Genomic DNA, 20,811 nt, shown 5'->3' with positions numbered 1-20,811 from the left:
ATATTTCAATATGTAATATGTTAAAATGATTTAAAACTTTTTCAAGGACACTTTTGAAGACCATTACTGTAGCGCATTCACCTGATGCCGATGATATTTTTATGTATTATGCCATCAAATTTGGCTGGGTTAGTACACACGGTCTTAGTTTTGAGAACCTTGCTCTAGACATCGAAACACTAAACCTTGAAGCACTTAAAAACAGTTATGATATTACTGCCATTAGCTTTGCCCTCTACCCTAAAATTCGCAGTGAATATGCTCTTTTACGCACAGCCGTAAGTTTTGGCGAGGGTTATGGCCCCAAACTTGTGAAGAAAAAAGAGACCAAACTCAAAAAAAATTTTAAAGTCGCTCTTAGTGGCACCCACACAACTAATGCGCTGCTTTTTAAAATCGCTTACCCAGAGGCTCGCATTATCTATAAAAACTTTTTAGAGATTGAACAAGCCGTGTTGGATGGCGAAGTGGACGCGGGTGTTTTGATTCATGAAAGTATTCTAAATTTTAGTGATGAACTTGTGGTTGAGCGAGAAATATGGGATATTTGGAGAGAGCTTTGCAAAGAAGAACTTCCTTTACCCCTTGGCGGTATGGCACTTCGTCGTTCTATGCCGATTTTGCGTGCCATTGCTTGTGAAGATGCCCTCATTCAAGCGGTTGATGTCGCCCATACCCACCAAGGGCTTCTTTCCAAAATGCTTTTGGAGCGCAATCTCGTTCGAGTCGATCAAGCAACCCTCAAAAAGTATCTTGGACTTTACGCCAATGAACACTCTATCGAGATGAATGACGTGCAGTACCAAGCGATTGATAAGCTCTTTGAAATCGGCTATAAACACGGTTTTTACGATCAGCAAATCAAAGCCTGTGACTTTCTCATTCCCAAAGAGTATGCAGCATTGAGGAACAGTTAATGGAAGCCAAACTGATTGGGTTAGGCGTTGAAACCTTTAAAATAGCACTCTTGCTCTCCATGCCGATGCTTATGGCAGGACTCATCGCGGGTCTGGCGATTAGTGTTTTCCAAGCCGTTACCCAGATCAATGAATCAACCCTCAGCTTTGTTCCAAAAATTCTTATTACCATCGTTGTTGCTATCTTTACAATGCCTTGGATGATGAACATGATGATCGAGTTTACCACCCGCATGATTGAGCTGATTCCTTCATTTGTTTTTTAAATGACAAAATCGATTAATTTTTCGACCTTTTCCAGTATCAAAATTGGCCCAACGCTGGATGTTTTATTGCTTGATTCCACTACGCCACTTCCTAAAGGCTATAAGCTCATTGGCGGAGCAAACAACCTTTTGATCAGTCCAACCCCTCCTCCACTTGCGATGCTTGATAAGTCGTTTGATTTTATTCATCTTGCAGAAAATGTTTTACATGTAGGAGGCGCAACGCCGAGTGGAAAAATCCTCACTTTTGCTAAAAAACATGATCTTGCTGGCTTTGAGCTGATGCAAAAACTCCCCGGAAAGCTGGGTGGCATGGTGGCTATGAATGCAGGACTGAAAGAGTGGGAAATTTTCAATGACCTCATCGCTATTCGAACAGAACATGGATGGAGCGAAAAATCGCACATAGAACATGGCTACCGCTTCGCTAAAATTGAAGGTGTCGTTTACGAAGCAACCTTTACATGTAAAAAAGGTTTTGATGAAAATCTGCTTGCCATGTTTAAAAAAATGCGTGACAATCAACCCAAAGAGCCAAGTGCGGGAAGCTGTTTTAAAAACCCTGAGGGACACTATGCTGGAAAGCTTATCGAAGAGGCAGGATTTAAAGGTAAACGTGTTGGCAATATGATGTTTAGCAATGTCCATGCCAACTTCTTAGTCAATCTTGGAGGTGGCACGTACGAGGAAGCCATCACACTTATAACGGCCGTCAAAGAAGAAGTATTAAAGCGCTTTGGCATAAAGCTTGAAGAAGAGATTATTATTTTGTAACGGTCGAAAAGGAAAATAGATGCAAAAAACAGCTTTAGTCACGGGTGGAAACAAAGGTATAGGTCTTGAAGTCACAAAAGCTTTTTTGGCATTAGACTATGATGTCATTATCCTTGCACGAGACTTTAAAAATTTTGAGCTATCAACACACCCAAAAATTAAAACCATTGTATTTGATTTAGCACACGTCGATGCGATTGCTGCACTCATTGCCTCACTTCCAGCGATTGATATTCTCATCAACAATGCCGGCATTATGTATGCAATTCCTTACCAAAACTACAAAAATGATCAAATTAATACCATGCTTAAAATCAATCTTGAAGCGCCCGTGAAGCTCATTGAAGAGGTGGCAAAAACCATGCTTGAGAAAGGTGGTCGTATTGTCAACAATACCTCTATTGCTGGGCAAATTGGGCATCCTGATATTTGGTATGGTATCACTAAAGCAGGACTGATCAATGCCACGAAGAGCTTTTCAAAAATATTTGAAGGCAAAATCATCATCAATGCCGTAGCGCCGAGTCCCGTTACAACGGATATGCTTAACACCATCCCCCAAGCGCGTCAGGAAGCCTTTTTAAAATCCGTCATTTCAAAACGATTCGCACAGCCTGAAGAGATTGCTAAAACCATTGTTTGGCTTTCTACAGAGTCACCTGAGTACATAAATGGTACCGTTATTGACATCAACAACGGATCGTTTCCACGTTAAGTTTTTAGAAGAAAATATCTTTCGAAGAACTACGCACTTTAAGATCAGCCAAACTGATAAAGGCATTTTGGGCGTATGCTTCAACGGCACAACGACCTATCATTGCGGCATTATCAGAGCAAAATTCCATTTTAGCGGTGTGAAGTTTCGCTTTTTTAGACGCGCAAAAGGCTTCAAGTTCACCTCGTAAATAAAGATTTGCACTTGCGCCTCCAACAACACCAAAGTGCTCTACTTTTCTCTCTTTGTACGCTTTTTTGATCTTCTGCATCAGATGGGCAACCGCTACACGCTGAAACGAGGCACAGATGTCGCAAAGGGTTTGCTCGTCCAAATTTTCTTGTGCTTCAATGCAGAGTCTGACTTGATTTTTAAGACCCGAATAACTAAATGCCAGTAGTGATGAAGAGGTACCTTGCAATGGAATCGTAAAATCAAACCGTTTGGCATTGCCTCTTTTAGCATAGCTTTCGATGATAGCACCCGCAGGATAAGGAAGTCCTAGCATTTTGCCCACTTTGTCAAAACTCTCACCAAAGCTGTCATCCATCGTTGTAGCAAGGAGCTTTATTTCACTCAAACTCTTTACATGTAAAAGTTGGGTATGCCCACCAGAAACGAGTAAAACATCCATCGGAAAGCGTGTCTCATCCTCAATAAACAAAGAGCAAATGTGACCTTTGAGGTGATTGATGCCAAGAAGAGGAAGACTTAGCGCAACACTCAGCGCTTTTGCCATACTCACGCCCTCAACAAGAGTCACGGAAAGCCCCGGTTCATTTGTCACTGCAATCGCTTTAAGTTGCGTAAAATAGGGCTTTGTCTCTTCAAGTATTTTTGGAAGCGTCACCGCATGAAGGCGCGCAGCAAGTTCGGGGACGACACCACCATACTTCGCATGTTCAGCATCTTGGGAAATTTTTTTATGGAAGAGAAGTTTTTTATCGCTTATGCGCGTAATAGCAATAGAGCTATCATCGCAACTGCTTTCAATGCTTAAAATCATCAATCTAAACGATCTTCACGTGCCATGGCTCAAATCTTACACCATCGCCATTACCAATCGTGTAGCGCATAGAGATATAGGAGAGCTTTTGTAGGTTCCAAAACTCTTCTGTGCGTGCAAAATTGGATGTAAAGTTTTGGGCACCCCAGCCTTTTTTACCCACATCAAAATCACCCACAGTGTGGTAAGAATACGCAGGAGGAACAAGAGAGCGTGAAGCAATGGTAATATTGCCTTTTTCGCTTTTAATTTTTTCCATGTGAAGGCTGAGTTGTTTAACAACACTGCGAACACCTGAGGTTAAAATAAGTGTAGGTCCAATATCTTTGATTAAACGGTTTAAAAGTTCTTGCGAAGTTTCTTTGTAAACATAGTGCCCAGAGCCATCAACTTTGACAACATCTTTTTCATTGACAACATAGCTCAATTGTTCAACGGTACGTTTGCCATAAAAACCATAAATAACTGGATCTGTGTAAAAAACTTCCTCGATATAAGCGATCTCAGTAGGGGTAAATGCACCAATTTTAGAGTAATTTCTAGCAATTTTAAGGGTATCATCAAAAGAGATAAGATTAAACTTAGCATAGCCAACCATGCGTTCAACCATCCCAAGCTTTTTCATGACAGCGTCAAACACCACTTTTTGCTCATCTTTAAGCCAAATATCGGGATGTTTTAGCTCATCTGCTTGCGCAATGCTACCTAAAAGCGTAGCACCCATCAATCCTAAAAATTCTCTTCGTATCATGTTTACCCTATTTGCTCATTTTACTGTTATGATTATAGCATGTGTGCTTGATTTTTCAATAAGAGTTCCGCATCTTCTGCCGGCACAGGCTTACTAAAGAGATAACCTTGCATCAATTCACAACCGCTGGTATAAATAAACTCTTTTTGTCCTTTGGTTTCAACACCCTCTGCCAATACTTTGAGCCCAAGACCACGACCCAATTCAATGATGGTACGGGCAATCGCACGATCTTCCCCACTCTCTTCTAAATTCTGAACAAAGCTTTGATCGATTTTAAGCTTGGTAATCGGAAGTTGTTTGAGATAGGCGAGCGAAGAGTGACCGGTACCAAAATCGTCAATCGAAATATCAACGCCCAATTCTCTAAATCGTTTGAGAAGTGCAATGGATTTGGTTGTATCTTTCATGATAAACCGCTCCACTATCTCCATCTCAATCCATTCAGGTTTGCACCCACTTTCTCGCAAATTTTGAATCATAAATGCAACCAAATTGGCTGACTCTAGCTGTTTTCCTGCGATATTAATCGCGGTTTTACCAGGATTCAGTCCCATGTCATACCATGTTTTAATCTGTCGCATTACCTCTTTAATGACCCAGCTACCAATCTCAACAATGAGTTCGCTCTCTTCGGCGATGTGGATAAAATACCCAGGTGCTGTCAGTCCACGTGTAGGGTGATTCCACCTTATTAATGCTTCAAAGCCTACAATTTGTTCACTTTGAAGATTGATTTGTGGTTGATAAAAAATGACAAATTCATTATTTTCAAGCGCTTTATGCAGACTCTTTTCAACTTCAAGGTGCTCATTCGTCTCTTGGTTCATCTCTTGGTCAAAAAAGACATAACGATTGCGCCCTTTTGATTTGGCCTTATACATTGCGATATCAGCATTTTTAAGCAATTTACTCGCCACTTCGCCATCATTAGGATAAACGCTCACACCAATACTCATCGTAATTTTAAAACTCTCATTACCCAGATGGAACGGCTCTTGAAAAGCTGCAACCAATTTTTTAATCGCAATAAAAATATCACTGACATCTTTACAACCATCCAAAAGCACAATAAACTCATCTCCGCTTAAGCGCGCTACCGTATCTGTTTCACGCACACTGCTTCGCATACGCGTTGCAATGGTTTTTAAAAGCATATCGCCTGCATCATGTCCCAAAGAGTCGTTCACACTTTTAAACTTATCGACATCGACAAACATAACACCAAGGACATTATGATCACGGCTTGCTTTTTTAATCGATTGGGTAAGTCTGTCTTGCAAAAGATTACGATTGGGGAGTCCTGTGAGGGTATCGTGTTCAATTTGATGAATCAAAAGCTTTTTCTGTTTTTTATTCTCTTCCTCAAGCTCTTTACGAATGGTAATATCTCGAACAGAACAGTGTTGGATAATTCCTTTATCCATGCGGATCATGGTCATCATAATACTGATCCAAAAAAGTGTGCCATCACATGCGCGTGCTTGCCATTCAAATTTATGCACGCCTTGTTGCGAAGCTAGGGCATTCATCCAAAGAGCTTTTTCATACGAGCTTTGATCATCAGGTTGAAATTCAGGAGAAAGGTCCGACAAAGTTACATTAATCAGCGCTTGTTTATCCTGCGCTTTAAACATCTTGACAATCGCTTCATTACAATCAACAAAAACACCATCTTTAAGCAACCATATACCATCTGCCGATTTTTGGTAAAGCGTCTCAAAGACCAATTTTTGCTCACGAATTTGTTTGTTGCTCAGTAATAAATGGTTCTCATAACGCGACAGAACAGAGCGAAGTTTTGTTGAGATAAAAAACATAATACCCATCACCAAGAGCATAATAATCAAAGATACCGCGAGCATATTAATAATCGTTGATTGCATCTTATCTTTAAGGATTTGCTCTTGCTCTAAAAGGGCATTGTTCTCTTCAAAAAGATAAGCTCCCGTACCAATGACCCACTCAAACTGTGGAATGGCATGAATAAAGGAGATTTTAGAACGGTCTTGCGCTGTTGGATGGTATGAGGCGACATAGCTCATAAAAAAGCCTTCGGGATTTCGTTTGCCGCCTTCTACAATGTCCCGAATAACATACTGGCCATTTATAACCACGTCAAGTCTATTCTTCCCAATCAAGGAAGTATCGCCATGAGAGATAGTGTTGCCTGCATAATCATACGCAAAGATATAACCATACTCGCCATACTTGGTGTTCAGTAAAAGCTTTTGGCTCTCTTTTTTAACACGCGCCCTTATCTCATCTTCATAGCGACCACTGCCTACAAAAATATTTAAAGGCTCATATCGTCTGTTATAGCCTATCTTTGTGCGAAAAGTCTCATCTTTTGGATTTTTCCAACTCCATGTCAATGCAAACGCATCTTCATTTTTAAAACGTTCAATTGCATTTTGAATAAATGATTTTTCCACGCCATCTTGAAAGTTGATGAAATTTTGACCTTCCATCTCTTTATTGACGCCATGCATCACGCACGTACCTTGCAAATCAAAGATAAAATAGTACCCGCTTAAATCATTGAAAAAACGGGTATCGCGTAGTTTATTCTTTATCTTTGCGAGTATCTGTTCGCGGGGAAGGTTTGGGTTTTCAATATAAATATCATTGATAATTTGGTAAGCAAGATTGACGATATTTTTAATTTCATCTTTTGCTTCATTCATCAAAAATTTTTCATTTTCATTGATATAATCAACAAGCTTCTCAATGCGCTCTTGCGCTTGAATTTTAGAGCGTTTTACGTAGGCAGCGCGCGTATTATCAAGCGATTTTTGATACTCAGCGCGCTCTGCGGTAATCACAATACCTAAGGTGATGATAAAGGTAAGCAAAATGGCAAATGCTGGCAAAAAAACAATCCACTTAGTAATATTTTGTTTTTTTAAGCTCAGCAATACACACTCCAGCTAAATTGAGTTTATTTTATGGTTATAACTTTATCAAAATTTTCTAAAATTTTGCCTACCCTTGCTTGCCATAATGCCCTAAATATCTCTTTTTCTTCTTCACTGAGCATTTCGGTAAACAGCTTTTGCATCAAAGGTTGCATTTTTGGGTCAATTTCGATGCTATTTGGGTTGTAAGCAACATCAACAAATACCCCCGTATCTACGCGTTGTATTCTTACATGTAAAGGTATATCTGCACTAAAATCCATCAAATTTTTGCGCACATATTTCCCGCTTAAACCTTTAAATCCCCATGTATCGGTAGCACCTGTAATGAGAGAGAAAGCGTTGGCAATAACGCCGGTTGTTCCCTCTGTTTGCGTCTCTTTAAAAAAAACTTTAATGGCACCGCGCTCTGGTAAAGAATGAGGATAAAGTGCCTTCAACCCTTCACGTATCATCAAATACGCACCTGCCATGGTAGGACAACTGTGCCCTGCACTTTTAACCACATCTAGATAACTAAAAGTAATTTCTCCATTTTCAAAAGCACCCAAAACGTTTGAAAGTGGATCATAAAGCGTGATGGTCTCTGTCGTATCAAAAAAAGTAGGATATTTCATTTTTACTCCTTCATATTTATGCAATGATTTTAACGCAATTTAAAAAGCATGTCATTGATTTAAATTGTGTTACAATTAAAAAATGAAAAATGAAAAGGTGCGTGATGCAAGAATTTTGGAATGAAAAATTTCAAACAAAAAATCTCATCTACGGGGAAGCGCCTAATAATTTCATCAAAGAAAATATAGAGCTTTTACTGCAAGCAAAAAATGTGATGTGTTTAGGCGAGGGTGAAGGTCGCAATGCGATCTATTTAGCCGACAAAGGGCTTGTTGTCGAAGCACTTGATGCTTCCGATGTGGCACTTTTAAAGCTTCGAAGACGCGCGAAAGAGAGTTATGTTTTTATTAAAACACGCCATACGCTCTTGGAGTACTGGAAGCCTGAGCAACTTTATGATGCGGTGATTTGCACCTATCTTCATCTACCGAAACAAAATCAAAAAATGCTTTTTGAAAAATCGATTGAAGCGCTCAATCCTAATGGCTATTTTATTGCCGAGCTTTTTAGTGAGAGTCAAGTACACTTTGAGAGTGGTGGACCTAAAAATATTGCCTTACTGTATGATCTTAACGACATTTTAGACATCGTCAAATCGCTTCCTTGTAAAATTCATAAACTGGCACAAGAGGTCGTTGTTCTAAGTGAAGGCGATAAACACGTTGGACGCGCAAGTGTGATTCGCATCATCTTACAAAAATTAGCGCAAGATCACTCGCCAATCGTCCCATAGTAGCGGCTTCGTTCAAGATTTTCCACCCATTTGTAGTCAGGATCATCTCCCAATTTTGCCCAGTACAGCTCCCCAGAATGACGCCACGGATCAATTAATACACCCGTCCAAAAAGGTGCTCCTTTGGCAACAACGACAACAGAATTGTGTTCATCAAACTCGCCCTTATTCGCCACACCCCAACGCAGATCAAAGCTTTGGTATTTGAGGCTTTTAAGATGCGTGATCATATCTTCACTCCACTGATAACAAAGCCCTCGCTCCTTAATTCCCGTATTAATCAAAAAATTATGAAACGTTGGTGGATAGACCAATCCATAACGCTCCACTAAAATTTGTGGGTATAAGAGTGCTTCATACGCCAACATGCGCGCTTCTTGGTAGTCTATGTCGTGCCCTAAATGAGTTAACTCAGATGTCAGTTGTTGAACTTTATCAGGGGTTACATGTAAAGCTTCTTGCTTCACGCTACAACCGCTCACAAGAAGAGTAAAACAAAGAAGTGCTAAAAACCGTTTCATACGTTGACTTTCGTTTTAAGATTGATTTTCACGATTTCGCTTGGTGCCATAATGCGCACGGACGGTCCCCAATAGCCTGCCCCATTGCTGACAAAGACTTGAGTTTGTGCTGAGTGCTGGTACAGCCCGCTAAGATAGGGCTGATCAAGTAACACTAAAAGCCCAAAAGGAAAAATCTGTCCACCATGCGTGTGACCGCTTAATATGAGATCGATTTTTTCATCTTTCATTTCCGTAACGATTTTAGGCTGATGCGAGAGTAAAATGGTCGGCAGTTTTGGGTTTACATGGTTAAGCGCATTTTTCAAATCAGGCGGCAGAAAATCAAAACGCTTACCCATCATATCAGAGACACCCGCAAGATTAAGCGTATTGTTAATGACTATAGAGCGGTTTGAGAGAACATTCACGCCAAGGAATTCAACAAACTCCATGATCTTATGTACTCCGTAAAAATACTCATGGTTGCCAGGTACAAAGTAGACACCTAAACGGCTCTGTATATCGCGCAAAGCATCCAGTTTATCGCCGATTTGCTCTACGGGCATATCGACCAAGTCGCCGGTAATCACAACGATGTCCGCATCAAGGGCATTGATTTGCTTTACGACATCATCCACAAACGATTTTCCAAGTGTTTTTCCAATGTGCAAGTCCGTAATCTGCACGATGGTTAGCTCTTCGTGTAACCCTGCGATATACACATCTAGCTCTTTAATTATCGGCGCTTTCATGCCATTTAAAAAGCCTTTGGTGATGTAAGAGAGCGCTAAAATAAGCATGGTTACATCAAAAACCATTTTCACAAACAGACGTCTTGAGTAGTCGTGCGGGATTTTCGCATAAGGGATATGCATTAAATCATAAATGATCGCGACACAGAAAAGCATAAAGGAAACGCCAATCATTGCGGAAAAAAGGGCATAAAGAAGCGGATCAAGATTGTCTAAACGAAGAACAAAAAAGTATAAAATCTCACAAAGGGTGATGGCAATCATCACCCATTTCACTACGACTTGAATCTTGAAGAGCAGATCTAAGCGCTTTAAAAAACGCTTATAGCTGTAAAAATTAATAAGCGATAATACCGCTATCGCGGCAAATGCAAAGGAGAGGCGAAACATACTCTATTTTTTTCCTTACTTGACTACTCACTAATATGATGCCCTTTTGGCAAGACAAGATTGAGCACAATACCCACAATGGCACCTAAACCAATACCACTAAACGCAACGCCACCCATATCAACCACCATACCGCCAATGGCTAAAACCAAAATCATGGAGACGATGATCATATTGCGAGGATCGTTCATATCGACTCGCTCTCTTACCATCGTTCCTAAACCAATCGAAGCGATAATGCCAAAAAGAAGCAGTAAAATACCGCCCATAACAGGAACAGGAATGGTTGCAAGCAGACCGCCAAGTTTACCAACAAACGCTAAGACAATCGCAAAAATTGCCGCCCATGTCATAATGGCAGGATTGTACGCTTTGGTAATCGTCACAGCACCTGTCACTTCTGAATACGTTGTATTTGGAGGCCCGCCAAGCATCGATGCTGCCGTTGTTGCAATCGCATCGCCTAAAAGTGTGGTTTTTAAACCTGGCTTTTTCAAATAATCCGTCTTTGTCACATTGCTGATGGTTAAAATACCACCCACATGCTCAACCGCAGGGGCTATCGCTATCGGCAAAATGTAGATAATCGCTTCCAAATTCCACTCAGGGAAAACAAAATTTGGCATTGCAAACCATGCTGCTTTTGCTACCGAGTCAAAACTAACGATCCCTAACACTAAAGAGACAGTGTACCCAGCGATAATGCCACATAAAATCGGCAATAATCGAAGCACACCTTTACCCAAAAGTGCTACCAAAAGCGTGACGATAAGTGCCGACATAGAGACCATCATCGCTTGATGAAGTGGTACTAAAACAATCGCTCCATCGCCTGTTTTACCCATCGCCATATTGACAGCAACGGGAGAAAGAATAAGACCAATTGTCATAATAACAGGACCTACAACCACCGCAGGAAAGAGTTTGTGTAAAAAGTCCGAACCTTTAAGGCGCACAACAACGCTGAGAAAAAAGTAGAATAATCCCGCTGCGGCAAGACCGCAAAGTGTGCCCGCCAAGCCCCATGTTTTAAGCCCGTAAATAATCGGCGCAATAAATGAAAACGAAGACGCCAAGAAAATCGGAGGAATCTGCTCACGCGTGGTAAGCTGAAACAGAAGTGTGCCAAGTCCCGCTGTGAAAAGCGCAACATTGGGGTCAAGCCCTGTAAGAATTGGTACTAAAACCAATGCTCCAAAAGCAACAAATAAGAACTGCAACCCAATAATGCTGTCCTTCAGCCTAAAGTTGTAGTCTGTTTTATGTAACATTTATACCTCACTTTTTATTTTTATACGCTTCTTAGGCAAAGCTCAAGAAGCTACGCTATACACTAAAGCTTGCCTCATTCGAGGCAGAAACTTTTTCGAAACACTTTACATGTAAATCTAAGAAGATAAACAATAGTGTCTCACTTCTTTGTCAATTTCAAAGACCTCATCTAAACTTTTAGGTGTTGCATCTTCAAAATGACGATACGCTCTTTTGGTCAACGCTGCTAACTCTAATATATTGATCTCTTGATTGAAAAATTTAGCAATGCCCACTTCATTCGCAGCATTGATGACCACACCACGTGTTGGATGAGAGAGCACATCCTCTTTAATCTCCCAAATCGGATAACGTGCAGCATCAATCTTTTGGAACGAGAAAGAACCAATGGAAGCTAAATCAATAGAGGGGAGTATGGGCTCTTCAACTTCACCCAGAAGTGCAAAAGCAATAGGAAGTTTCATATCAGCAACCGCCAAATGCGCGGTGGTACTGCCATCTTGGAAATCAACAAAGGCGTGAATAATCGACTTTGGCTCAATAATGGCATCCAGTTTATCAACTCCAAAAAGCCATTTGGCTTCTAAAAGCTCAAAAAGTTTATTGGTCATCGTCGCACTATCGATGGTAATTTTGGCACCCATGCTCCAATTCGGATGTTTGAGTGCATCTTGAAATGACATTGTTGAGAGTTGCTCCAGTGGCGTATCGCGAAAAGCTCCACCGCTTGCCGTAATCGTCATACTTCGAATAGGACGATTGCCCATAAGATACCAAAGCCCAAAGTGTTCACTGTCAATAGGCGTAATACGTTCAGTGTCAAGCAGATGCCCCGCAACGACAAGGGATTCTTTATTGGCAAGAGCAAGGCGTTTTCCAAGTCTCAATGCTTCAATGCTAGGAGCAAGTCCTACAAAACCAACCAAAGCATTGACCACTAAAAAACTTTGTGTTTTTTGGAGTAGTTCTAAAATGCCCTCTCGTCCGACAAAGACATTTTTATGATTGACTAAAGCGCGATCTTTGGCATCGCTGATCGCAACGTATTTTGGCTGATGCTCTTTGATTTGTTCATTTAAAAGATCAATATTTTTACCCGCAACCAAAGCCTCAACCATAATACCAAAGCGCTTGGCGATGATAAGCGCATTAACGCCGATGGAACCTGTTGAGCCAAGAAGTACCACTTACGCAAGTCCCCGAAGCAAAATGACCATGACCACAACGCCAAAAAGGTAGCCATCGAGTCTGTCTAACATGCCTCCATGCCCTGGAAAAAGGTTACCACTGTCTTTCACACCGGCTTCGCGTTTGAGATAACTCTCAAAAAGATCACCAAAGACAGAGGCAACTGATGTCAAAAGTGCGATCAATGCTGAAAGCCATAATGAGATAAAAAATGTTCCATAAAGAGCGCCCGCTACGGTAGCGATGAGCACACCACCGACAACACCTTCAAGTGTTTTATTGGGCGAGGTTGGAGAAAAAGGTGTTTTACCAATACTTTTACCAACAAAATATGCGCCTGTATCGGTGAACGCCACTATGATAACAAGCCAAATGAGAACAGACATACCAAAATCATGGTACAGCGCATAAATGAACAACATCGAAATGGAAGGATAAAAGAATGGTGCTAGAAGCTTATAATCGACCTGTTTCGTATACGCCATCACGGACAAAGAGACAATGAGTGCAAGGTAAATAAGATCGTCAGGATTTGGATAAATAAATGCAGCAAGCCACAACAAAACAGCAAAAACATACAGTTTGTTATCTTTGACTTCAAAGAGGTTCATTGCCTCATAAAAAGCAAACAGATACATAGCGCCCATTATGAGCCATGTAATCAAATTGTTGTTCAAAAATGCGACAATGGCGGCAAATGCCATCATGACCAGCCCTGTAAAAACGCGTTGTTTGTTTGATTCGTAAAGTGCTTTAAAGTTCATGGAAAACTCTTTTATGATGTTATCTTGTAAGAAGTAATCATAGCAAAGTCAAGGTGAGGCTAAGCTTTAACGTCCAAATGCCCTTCATGTATCACAGACTCTTCCTCATCTTTAGACGTAGAATGCTCCGCATGCTCTTCTTTTTGTCTCATCTGCTCTTCGGTAGCACCACTCTCTTCATCGTGTTTTTTGCGTTCGTGCTCGTGTTCAGGGTCTATTTTATAGCTCTCTTCTGCGGGTCTGACATCTTCAACAACTTCTTCTTTTTCATTTTGCATCGCTTCAGCTATGGCGCTTTGCATCTGAACACTATTGAGGTAGTCCATCTGTTTTGCCGCTTGCACGGGTATCATCTGGTTGGCATAAATCACATTTCCAATCGGTCCTACAGGCATTTTTACCTCCTTTTTGAACTATTGGGACGGCTGCAAAAAGCAGCAAACTCTCTACTCCTCATTTTTATACGCTTTTTAGGCTTTGCCTAAGAAGCTACGTTGCACTAGGCGCAAAACAAGAACTGAAAGTTCGATGTTTCTCTGAAAAGCTTGACTCGATAAGCCAGAATTTTACTCTTTATAAATTTTAAGCGTTTGATACTCTTCATAAGCAACATTCGCTCCATCAAAGGGCTTCACGTTTTTGCGTTTGGTATAATCGACCAAATAGCCGCCTTTTTGAGACATGCTAAATTCCACACACAATTTTGCGGCAAATATAAGTACCGCTTCAGGAACGTTCTGTTTTTCAGTGCAAATAATCACATGCGAAGAGGGCATATCTTTTACATGTAACCATATATCGTTCTTTTTCGCCTCTTGCAAGAGGGCAATGTTGCCTTTTTCATTTTTACCCAGCAAAATACGATAACCCTCTAATAAAAAGGTCTCATAAAGATTGCTTTCATCGCCTTTTTGCTTTGATTTGCGCTGCTTTGGCACTAAAATGTGTATCTCTTCAGGATCGTGTGCCGCGTTAATGACACCGACCATCCGCTCCAAAAAGAGTCGTTTTTCTTCCAAGTTTTCTTTTTGACGATGCACAGAGAGTGCTTTTTGGCGTAGTTTCTTCGACTTTTTAAAGAGCATATTCGCTGCCATTTGAGGACTTTGGGCTTGTGGCAGATGAATCGTCACTTCGTTGCCTTCAAAATCAAGAAGCGTCACGCTCTCTTGATACCCTTTCATCACATTGGTGTGCAAATGTGCCAAAACTAAGGTTGCCTCTTTTTGAGCCTCGTCACTTTTCACCATCAACTCTTCTTCATTTTCGAGTGCATCAATCGCTTGGGTAAGCTTCGTGATCTTTTTTTCTACTTGCGCAATTTTCTGTTTTTTGATCTCTTCAAGCTTTACATGTAAACGTTTTTCATACGACGCTTTTAGGTACTCTTCAATACTTCCCCCCAGCACAAAAGGCTTCTCTTTAAGCTCTTTGGGTGGTAATTTTTCCAAGACTTCATTGACCTTGACACTGCGAAAAGAGACACTGGAGTCAATATGCCGCATCGCCTCTAAAACAACCTCGTTTTCATCTAAAATGATCGCATTGGTATTGCGCCCCGTAAACTCCAACTGCAAGGTCGTGCGCATCGCTTTGTAACTTGAACTCGCCAGCACACCTATGCGCCAAATACGATTCCCCTCTTCCACTTCCATCGACTCAATCTTCGCATTGGCAAAACGCTTGGCAAGCAGAACATCAAAAGGTGCGGTGTAACGCTTGGCTTGTTTGAAATCCTCTTTAAAAAACATATACGAATCCCCACGCCCAAGGTCAACAAACAGCGGCTCTCCCGCTTCAAAAATAATGCGCAAAACACTGTCATCCACACGGTAAATCGAGGAAATTTTACGGTATTGCTTTAAATAGTCATTAATACAAACAAGTTCACTGTGTTTCATATATCTCTTTTTCATTATTAGTTGGAGTTCTTTACAGAACTCTTGACACGCTTTTAAAGCAAAGCTTTAAAAACTACGTTAACACTAGGTTTTCTTCGGCAGAATGCCCACGCACCTATGGTGCTTTCGCCTCTTACGAGGCAGAATTTTTTATTAATTTTATAAGTCTAAATATCTCTTTCGTACTCTGTCTGACCAGTTTTTCAGCTCTGTTTTTTTCCATCGCCTCTTCCAAACTCATGGGATAACGCATAATGGAAAAAAGTGCATCCACGCCTTCATGCTCTTCCAATTCATCGGCAATACCACCGCCTAAAGCAATGAGTGGAACACCCGCATTTTGAGCTCGTTTTGAGACACCGCTGAGTACTTTACCCATCAACGACTGCTTATCAATGCGCCCTTCTCCCGTAATCACGAGCGTTGCATCTTTGAGGTGTGTATCAAATCCGATCTGATCTAAAATAATTTCAATGCCTGAACGAAGTTTGGCATCCAAAAAGGCTTGCATACCGCCACCCATGCCACCCGCTGCACCAGAACCTGCATTCATGGCAACATCTTTGCCAAGGCGGTTTTTAAGCACTTTGGTGAAGTGTTCCATGCCTGCATCAAGGCGTTTTATCATCACCTCATCCGCACCCTTTTGCCCTGCGTAAATCTGCGCTGAACCGTGCGCTCCGAACATGACATTGTCAACATCGCACGCCACCACAAACTCGCATGCTTTCAGCTCTGGTAACACACGACTTTCATCAATCGTATGAATTTTCTCTAAAATTTCGCCACCGTGCCCTAACACTTCGCCATTGCTATCCAAAAAACGATACCCCAAAGCTTGCATCATGCCAAGCCCTGCATCATTGGTCGCACTGCCACCAATGCCGACAACAAACTTACGACACCCTTTTAAAATCGCATCCTTAACCATCTCGCCCACACCAAACGTTGTCGTTAAAAGCGGATTGCGTTTCTCTTTGGGAACAAGCGGAAGCCCAGAAGCTTGCGCCATCTCAATAACAGCCGTTGTGCCATCTTCTAATATGCCATACTGTGCACTCAGTGGATTCATTAAAGGGTCATGCACGTTACATGTAACAATGTTCCCTTTGACATTTTGCATAATGGCATCAAGCATTCCCTCGCCGCCATCGGCGATGTAACACGCTACGATTTCTGCTGTTGGGTACACGTCGCCAATCGCGCCACCGATCCACGATGAGAGTTCTTGCGAGCTCGCACACCCTTTAAAGGAGTCGATGGCGAGAACGATTTTCATCGGTATTTTGCCTCAAGTGCGAGGAGATACTCTTTGCGCCACAGTCCTCCACTATAACCACCGATCCCACCATCTTTCGCAATCACGCGATGGCATGGGATGATAATAGCGATCTTATTTTTACCATTGGCATTGGCAACAGCACGCGTGGCTTTGGGGTGTTTAAGCCATTCTGCCTCGCGACTGTAGGAGATGGTTTCCCCATAAGGAATACTTTGAAGCACATTCCACACACTCTGCTGAAAAAAGGTGCCTTTAGGATGTAACGGCACACTAAACGTTTTGAGTTTACCCGAAAAATAGGCTTCCAGCTCTTTTTTAAGAAGCTCGATATGCGAGTTTGTGCCTTTAAGAATTTCGCCATTATCGTCAAAATCCAAAGCACAAATCCCGCGCTCATCAGCACTTATCAACAACATTCCCACAGGAGAAGAAAAAGTGCATTGTACCATTGTTAACTCCTTAGTGTTTTAGACATGCAAACGCTGTTTTCCATTCCCACGTAAGGCGGGTAATTAGAAATGACTTCATAACCCATTTTTTGATAAAGGGCAATCGCTTCGGGTTGACCTTTACCCGTTTCTAATCGAGCTTGTGAAAAACCGCACTCCACCGCCCATGATTCTAACGCCATAAGCAACTGTGATGAAAAACCACGTCTACGATAGTTTGATGCCACAAACATCCGTTTGATCTCAACCGTTTTGTCATCGATTTTTTTAAAGCATCCACACGCCATAGGAACATCTTCTTCATAACCAACCAAAACCGTTTCAATGGGATCAATCACATTGTGCTTGTCATACAACGCTTGCTCTTTTCCATAGCGAGTATTGAGTTCTGCATCCAAAGCACGGGTTAAGGCACAAAAATCTTTATGGCTGTTCGTTGTTTTACATGTAAACATTTGGGGGATCTCTTGCAATGATTTTATTAATTATACTCTTTTTGATGCAATTTCAACACAGTCAATGAGCCATTTTAGAGCATGAAGATGTTTGCCAAAACGTATCGATTTCATTTTGGCAAACTGTAAAAACTTAGGAGACTTTAAACCCATCCATTTTATAAGAGAGTTGCTCGGTCATGATATTAAGATGATCAATGGCTAGCATCATCTCTTTGGTACTTTGTGAATTATTTAAAGAAGAGGCACCGACATTTTCAAGATTAGAGGCAATCTCTTTGATTTGCAAAGAGGTATCATCGGCTTGTTGAGCACTCTCCTCTGCCACTTCGGTAATTTTATGAATGGAATTTGCAACATCAGTAAGTGCTGTTTCAATGTCGGATGAAGTTTCCATAACGCTTTTAACTTTTTCGATATCTCGTTGCATGGTTTCACTCAAATCACTGATGGATTGTGTAATAACATTGATCGTTGCATTGGTTTCAACTAACGATTTTTGGGTTCTCTCTGCTAATTTTCTCACTTCATCAGCAACGACTGCAAACCCTCTTCCATGTTCTCCTGCGCGTGCCGCTTCTATCGCAGCATTAAGGGCTAAGAGATTGGTTTGATCGGCAATATCAGATATAACGCCAAGCACATTTTTGACTTGTTGTGTATCTTCGACAAGGTGAAGAAGTTTGTCAGATAGCTCAAGTTCACTTTGAGAATTCTCTCTAATTCTTTCCATAATATCCATCGTCGATACTCTTGTTTCACTAAGCTTTTGTGACGCTTTGATAATTTCTGCTTTACTTTCATTCAGCGTATTGGAACTATTGACAGTAGATTGTCTGATAGGTTCAACTTTTTGAACCGCTTCTTGAAGCATTGTTGATTCGCCATATACCCTTGTTTCAATGGCTTTAGCCGTTGCAATAAGTTCTTCTGATGCGGTTGCATTTTCAATGGTAAGGCTTTTAGCCTCAGCTACCGTGACTCTTATTTTTTCAACAAAGGTATTGAGCAAGGTTGCGACATCTACGATTTCATCGCGCCCTTTAAGTTCAAGTTTTTTGGTCAAATCGCCATCACCTTTTACAAGTTCAACAACGGCTTCATTAATCATTGTAAGCTTTGACGTAATCGCTTTGATGGTCAGAAAGAGTATCACTAAAATAACTGCAAGCGCAAAAAGAACCGTAAAAATCATTGTGGTACTGCTTTTTTGCAATATTGTAGTCGCATCTTCTTCATCTTGCGAAGCTTTCTTATTTGCCATTTCTACAAGTTTATCAACCATGTCCCTATGTGCTTCATATTTATTGCTTAATATGCCGCTGGAAAGCTCTTGTGCTTTTTCGCGATTGTGTGCCTTTAGGGCTGGAATATACTCTTTATCTATGATGTCGAAAAATTCAAGTGCTGGTTTTTTGGTCTCTTCCAAAATAGATTTTCGCATCCCAGCATCTTTGAGATTTTCATCCCAATATGTTTGTCGCTCCATATAGTCTTTTTTAAGAGAATCCATTTTGGTGATAAGTTCATTTAAAACTTTTTCATCCTTAGCCTCAAGCATCATGTACGCTACAAGTCTGCTTTCAATGATATACTCAGGAGGAGGAAGAATATCAGCTATCAAATCTTTGGAAAGGATAATATCATTATATTTTTCCCCTTTTATCTTTGTGGCTTCTATACTCACATACGAAACAACCGATACCGTCATCAACGCTAAAAAAACACAAACCCCAAGAAGCATAAGTTTCGATTTAATTGTCATATATTCCCTCGCTTAATAATATTTATTAAAATCACCAGTTAATTTATATAACTAAATGTTAATTATATTAAAACGAAAGACATAAAATAGTCACTTTTTTATATTTTAATGTGACTTTGACATGACTTTACGCTTTTTTTATATAAATCATGCAGTTTTTTGTTTTGTTTTTCACACTCAATTTGCACAGTTTTTGACCACTAAAATGATTAAAAAGCATGGTATTATTTTCATCAAGGAGCAGGCACATGACACACCTCTTTACGTATGGATCACTAATGTTTGAAGACGTCTGGAATAGACTGGTCAAAGGAAATTATCTTTCGCAAAAAGCAACCTTGTCTGGCTATGCGAGACGTTCTGTCAAAGAAGATGTTTACCCTGTCATCTTCCAAGCCGATGAGCTTGTTGAAGGAGTCGTTTATTATGATATAAACGAAGAAGATATGGTCATTCTTGATACTTTTGAAGGCGAGTATTACGAGCGTAAAGAGGTGGAGCTTCTGGTTAAAAATGAACCGATTATGGCATGTGTGTACGTTTTAAAAGAAAAACACTTTGACATTATAGATCCAAAACCTTGGAGTGAAGCCCTTTTTTCAACGGAAGGCATCAAACGCTTTTTGGCAAACTATAAAGGCTTTGCTTAAACCTGAATATGTAGCATTAACAACGCTTTCGTAAAGAGTTTTTGGTAAATATTTTGTACAATAAAGCATTCTTACATGTAAAGGTAAATAATGCTGAGTTTAAACAATTTTGAATTTGCCAAAGCCTTAAGTAATGAAGAGTTTGAATACCTTTCGCAACACGCGAAACGCGTTTCAATCCCCAAAAATACCATCCTTTTTTACCAAGAAGACATTTGTAAAGATATCTTGCTTTTAGGCAAAGGCGAGATAGAGCTTTATATGTATGGTGAAAACGATAAAAAAATCCCTTTGTATGCGCTCAAAGAGGGCGAGCAATGCGTCATCAACACGTCAAGCACCATCTCGCAAACACCTGCCATTGGCACAGCACAAAGTCTTAGCGATGTAGAGGGCTGGCTCATTAATGAAGAGGTTGTCAAACACCTCATGCACCGTTCTCCCACATACCTCAACTATGTTTTTTCACTTTTTACAATTAAACTCGATGCACTTGCCACACTGATTCAAGACATAAAATTTAAAAAACTCGATAGTCGTATCTTGGAGTGGTTAGGTTCACACCATTCCAACATTGTGCAAGTAACGCATGAGGAGATAGCAGAGGCGCTCGGAACATCGCGTGTTGTGATTAGTCGTGTACTTAAAGACCTTGAAAAACAAAACCTCATTCGCCTACATCGTAAAGAGATTGAAATTTTGTAACACTTTTGTAACGTATGTTACTGACAAATAAAGCTTT

At 40.7% G+C, this 20,811-nt stretch carries 22 protein-coding genes; 7 read left to right on the top strand and 15 right to left on the bottom strand.

The window, feature by feature from the left end; translation table 11 throughout:
• Nucleotides 1-53 precede the first annotated feature (53 nt).
• The 4 genes from N0B29_RS09015 to N0B29_RS09000 are packed head-to-tail and all read left to right on the top strand — an operon-like array spanning nucleotide 54 to nucleotide 2,672.
• The gene (locus N0B29_RS09015; RefSeq protein WP_263833391.1) at nucleotides 54-917 is read left to right on the top strand and encodes a menaquinone biosynthesis family protein; all 864 of its coding nucleotides are present in this window, start codon (nucleotides 54-56) and stop codon (nucleotides 915-917) included.
• Nucleotides 917-1,183, top strand: coding sequence for a flagellar biosynthesis protein FliQ (fliQ, locus tag N0B29_RS09010; protein WP_263833390.1), 267 nt, complete (start codon nucleotides 917-919; stop codon nucleotides 1,181-1,183). Before N0B29_RS09015 ends, fliQ begins: the two co-directional genes overlap by 1 nt.
• Nucleotides 1,184-1,957, top strand: a complete 774-nt coding sequence (locus tag N0B29_RS09005) for a UDP-N-acetylmuramate dehydrogenase (protein ID WP_263833389.1) — start codon at nucleotides 1,184-1,186, stop codon at nucleotides 1,955-1,957.
• 19 nt (nucleotides 1,958-1,976) lie between these two features.
• Nucleotides 1,977-2,672 (top strand): SDR family NAD(P)-dependent oxidoreductase, encoded by a 696-nt coding sequence (locus N0B29_RS09000; RefSeq protein ID WP_263833388.1) that lies wholly within the window; start codon nucleotides 1,977-1,979, stop codon nucleotides 2,670-2,672.
• A gap of 4 nt (nucleotides 2,673-2,676) precedes the next feature.
• Here N0B29_RS09000 and tsaD read toward each other — a convergent pair whose 3' ends face one another.
• Genes tsaD through N0B29_RS08980 form a run of 4 tightly spaced genes read right to left on the bottom strand, consistent with a single transcriptional unit; the run spans nucleotide 2,677 to nucleotide 7,964 of the window.
• Nucleotides 2,677-3,678 (bottom strand): tRNA (adenosine(37)-N6)-threonylcarbamoyltransferase complex transferase subunit TsaD, encoded by a 1,002-nt coding sequence (gene tsaD / locus N0B29_RS08995; RefSeq protein WP_263833616.1) that lies wholly within the window; start codon nucleotides 3,676-3,678, stop codon nucleotides 2,677-2,679.
• Nucleotides 3,679-3,682: 4 nt separating this feature from the next.
• Nucleotides 3,683-4,429, bottom strand: a complete 747-nt coding sequence (locus N0B29_RS08990) for a M15 family metallopeptidase (RefSeq protein WP_263833387.1) — start codon at nucleotides 4,427-4,429, stop codon at nucleotides 3,683-3,685.
• A 32-nt stretch (nucleotides 4,430-4,461) separates the two neighbouring features.
• Nucleotides 4,462-7,347 (bottom strand): bifunctional diguanylate cyclase/phosphodiesterase, encoded by a 2,886-nt coding sequence (locus N0B29_RS08985; RefSeq protein WP_263833386.1) that lies wholly within the window; start codon nucleotides 7,345-7,347, stop codon nucleotides 4,462-4,464.
• 23 nt (nucleotides 7,348-7,370) lie between these two features.
• Nucleotides 7,371-7,964, bottom strand: a complete 594-nt coding sequence (locus N0B29_RS08980) for an FmdE family protein (protein WP_263833385.1) — start codon at nucleotides 7,962-7,964, stop codon at nucleotides 7,371-7,373.
• 104 nt (nucleotides 7,965-8,068) lie between these two features.
• Between N0B29_RS08980 and N0B29_RS08975 the strand changes: the two genes are divergently transcribed.
• Nucleotides 8,069-8,698 (top strand): class I SAM-dependent methyltransferase, encoded by a 630-nt coding sequence (locus N0B29_RS08975; RefSeq protein WP_263833384.1) that lies wholly within the window; start codon nucleotides 8,069-8,071, stop codon nucleotides 8,696-8,698.
• Here the strand turns inward: N0B29_RS08975 and N0B29_RS08970 are convergent.
• The 11 genes from N0B29_RS08970 to N0B29_RS08920 all read right to left on the bottom strand — a co-directional run bounded on the left by N0B29_RS08970 (nucleotide 8,677) and on the right by N0B29_RS08920 (nucleotide 19,419).
• Nucleotides 8,677-9,219, bottom strand: coding sequence for a hypothetical protein (locus tag N0B29_RS08970; RefSeq protein WP_263833383.1), 543 nt, complete (start codon nucleotides 9,217-9,219; stop codon nucleotides 8,677-8,679). The genes N0B29_RS08975 and N0B29_RS08970 overlap by 22 nt on opposite strands.
• Nucleotides 9,216-10,343, bottom strand: a complete 1,128-nt coding sequence (locus N0B29_RS08965) for a metallophosphoesterase (RefSeq protein ID WP_263833382.1) — start codon at nucleotides 10,341-10,343, stop codon at nucleotides 9,216-9,218. The genes N0B29_RS08970 and N0B29_RS08965 overlap by 4 nt, the downstream gene beginning before the upstream one ends.
• A 23-nt stretch (nucleotides 10,344-10,366) precedes the next feature.
• The gene (locus tag N0B29_RS08960; RefSeq protein WP_263833381.1) at nucleotides 10,367-11,614 is read right to left on the bottom strand and encodes a uracil-xanthine permease family protein; all 1,248 of its coding nucleotides are present in this window, start codon (nucleotides 11,612-11,614) and stop codon (nucleotides 10,367-10,369) included.
• A 117-nt stretch (nucleotides 11,615-11,731) separates the two neighbouring features.
• Nucleotides 11,732-12,802 carry a 1-deoxy-D-xylulose-5-phosphate reductoisomerase gene (dxr, locus tag N0B29_RS08955; protein ID WP_263833380.1) on the bottom strand — a complete coding sequence of 357 codons (1,071 nt, stop codon included), beginning with the start codon at nucleotides 12,800-12,802 and terminating at the stop codon, nucleotides 11,732-11,734.
• Nucleotides 12,803-13,567 (bottom strand): phosphatidate cytidylyltransferase, encoded by a 765-nt coding sequence (locus tag N0B29_RS08950; protein WP_263833379.1) that lies wholly within the window; start codon nucleotides 13,565-13,567, stop codon nucleotides 12,803-12,805. It lies immediately after the preceding gene.
• 59 nt (nucleotides 13,568-13,626) lie between these two features.
• Nucleotides 13,627-13,962: a hypothetical protein gene (locus N0B29_RS08945; protein WP_263833378.1), complete on the bottom strand. Its 336-nt coding sequence runs from the start codon at nucleotides 13,960-13,962 to the stop codon at nucleotides 13,627-13,629.
• A 171-nt stretch (nucleotides 13,963-14,133) separates the two neighbouring features.
• Nucleotides 14,134-15,468 carry an NFACT RNA binding domain-containing protein gene (locus tag N0B29_RS08940; protein WP_263833377.1) on the bottom strand — a complete coding sequence of 445 codons (1,335 nt, stop codon included), beginning with the start codon at nucleotides 15,466-15,468 and terminating at the stop codon, nucleotides 14,134-14,136.
• A gap of 133 nt (nucleotides 15,469-15,601) precedes the next feature.
• Nucleotides 15,602-16,747 (bottom strand): glycerate kinase family protein, encoded by a 1,146-nt coding sequence (locus N0B29_RS08935; RefSeq protein WP_263833376.1) that lies wholly within the window; start codon nucleotides 16,745-16,747, stop codon nucleotides 15,602-15,604.
• A complete protein-coding gene (locus N0B29_RS08930; RefSeq protein ID WP_263833375.1) occupies nucleotides 16,744-17,199 on the bottom strand; it encodes a methylated-DNA--[protein]-cysteine S-methyltransferase in 456 nt (151 codons plus the stop codon). The genes N0B29_RS08935 and N0B29_RS08930 overlap by 4 nt, the downstream gene beginning before the upstream one ends.
• A gap of 2 nt (nucleotides 17,200-17,201) precedes the next feature.
• Nucleotides 17,202-17,654, bottom strand: a complete 453-nt coding sequence (locus tag N0B29_RS08925; protein ID WP_263833374.1) for a GNAT family N-acetyltransferase — start codon at nucleotides 17,652-17,654, stop codon at nucleotides 17,202-17,204.
• A 133-nt stretch (nucleotides 17,655-17,787) separates the two neighbouring features.
• Complete coding sequence (locus N0B29_RS08920; protein WP_263833373.1) at nucleotides 17,788-19,419, bottom strand: methyl-accepting chemotaxis protein; 1,632 nt, start codon at nucleotides 19,417-19,419, stop codon at nucleotides 17,788-17,790.
• A gap of 248 nt (nucleotides 19,420-19,667) precedes the next feature.
• Between N0B29_RS08920 and N0B29_RS08915 the strand changes: the two genes are divergently transcribed.
• Complete coding sequence (locus N0B29_RS08915) at nucleotides 19,668-20,069, top strand: gamma-glutamylcyclotransferase family protein (protein ID WP_263833372.1); 402 nt, start codon at nucleotides 19,668-19,670, stop codon at nucleotides 20,067-20,069.
• A 90-nt stretch (nucleotides 20,070-20,159) separates the two neighbouring features.
• Complete coding sequence (locus tag N0B29_RS08910) at nucleotides 20,160-20,774, top strand: Crp/Fnr family transcriptional regulator (protein ID WP_263833371.1); 615 nt, start codon at nucleotides 20,160-20,162, stop codon at nucleotides 20,772-20,774.
• Nucleotides 20,775-20,811: the final 37 nt, after the last annotated feature.

This window comes from Sulfurospirillum oryzae, from assembly GCF_025770725.1.
Classification (GTDB): Bacteria; Campylobacterota; Campylobacteria; order Campylobacterales; family Sulfurospirillaceae; genus Sulfurospirillum; species Sulfurospirillum oryzae.
This window is presented reverse-complemented; position numbering and strand designations above follow the sequence as displayed.

Coding starts and splice junctions, on each gene's coding strand:
- fliQ (WP_263833390.1), top strand. CDS start 917: ATGGAAGCCAAACTGATTGGGTTAGGCGTTGAAACCTTTAAAATAGCA.
- N0B29_RS09005 (WP_263833389.1), top strand. CDS start 1,184: ATGACAAAATCGATTAATTTTTCGACCTTTTCCAGTATCAAAATTGGC.
- N0B29_RS09000 (WP_263833388.1), top strand. CDS start 1,977: ATGCAAAAAACAGCTTTAGTCACGGGTGGAAACAAAGGTATAGGTCTT.
- tsaD (WP_263833616.1), bottom strand. CDS start 3,678: ATGATTTTAAGCATTGAAAGCAGTTGCGATGATAGCTCTATTGCTATT.
- N0B29_RS08990 (WP_263833387.1), bottom strand. CDS start 4,429: ATGATACGAAGAGAATTTTTAGGATTGATGGGTGCTACGCTTTTAGGT.
- N0B29_RS08980 (WP_263833385.1), bottom strand. CDS start 7,964: ATGAAATATCCTACTTTTTTTGATACGACAGAGACCATCACGCTTTAT.
- N0B29_RS08975 (WP_263833384.1), top strand. CDS start 8,069: ATGCAAGAATTTTGGAATGAAAAATTTCAAACAAAAAATCTCATCTAC.
- N0B29_RS08970 (WP_263833383.1), bottom strand. CDS start 9,219: ATGAAACGGTTTTTAGCACTTCTTTGTTTTACTCTTCTTGTGAGCGGT.
- N0B29_RS08965 (WP_263833382.1), bottom strand. CDS start 10,343: ATGTTTCGCCTCTCCTTTGCATTTGCCGCGATAGCGGTATTATCGCTT.
- N0B29_RS08960 (WP_263833381.1), bottom strand. CDS start 11,614: ATGTTACATAAAACAGACTACAACTTTAGGCTGAAGGACAGCATTATT.
- N0B29_RS08950 (WP_263833379.1), bottom strand. CDS start 13,567: ATGAACTTTAAAGCACTTTACGAATCAAACAAACAACGCGTTTTTACA.
- N0B29_RS08945 (WP_263833378.1), bottom strand. CDS start 13,962: ATGCCTGTAGGACCGATTGGAAATGTGATTTATGCCAACCAGATGATA.
- N0B29_RS08940 (WP_263833377.1), bottom strand. CDS start 15,468: ATGAAACACAGTGAACTTGTTTGTATTAATGACTATTTAAAGCAATAC.
- N0B29_RS08935 (WP_263833376.1), bottom strand. CDS start 16,747: ATGAAAATCGTTCTCGCCATCGACTCCTTTAAAGGGTGTGCGAGCTCG.
- N0B29_RS08930 (WP_263833375.1), bottom strand. CDS start 17,199: ATGGTACAATGCACTTTTTCTTCTCCTGTGGGAATGTTGTTGATAAGT.
- N0B29_RS08925 (WP_263833374.1), bottom strand. CDS start 17,654: ATGTTTACATGTAAAACAACGAACAGCCATAAAGATTTTTGTGCCTTA.
- N0B29_RS08920 (WP_263833373.1), bottom strand. CDS start 19,419: ATGACAATTAAATCGAAACTTATGCTTCTTGGGGTTTGTGTTTTTTTA.
- N0B29_RS08915 (WP_263833372.1), top strand. CDS start 19,668: ATGACACACCTCTTTACGTATGGATCACTAATGTTTGAAGACGTCTGG.
- N0B29_RS08910 (WP_263833371.1), top strand. CDS start 20,160: ATGCTGAGTTTAAACAATTTTGAATTTGCCAAAGCCTTAAGTAATGAA.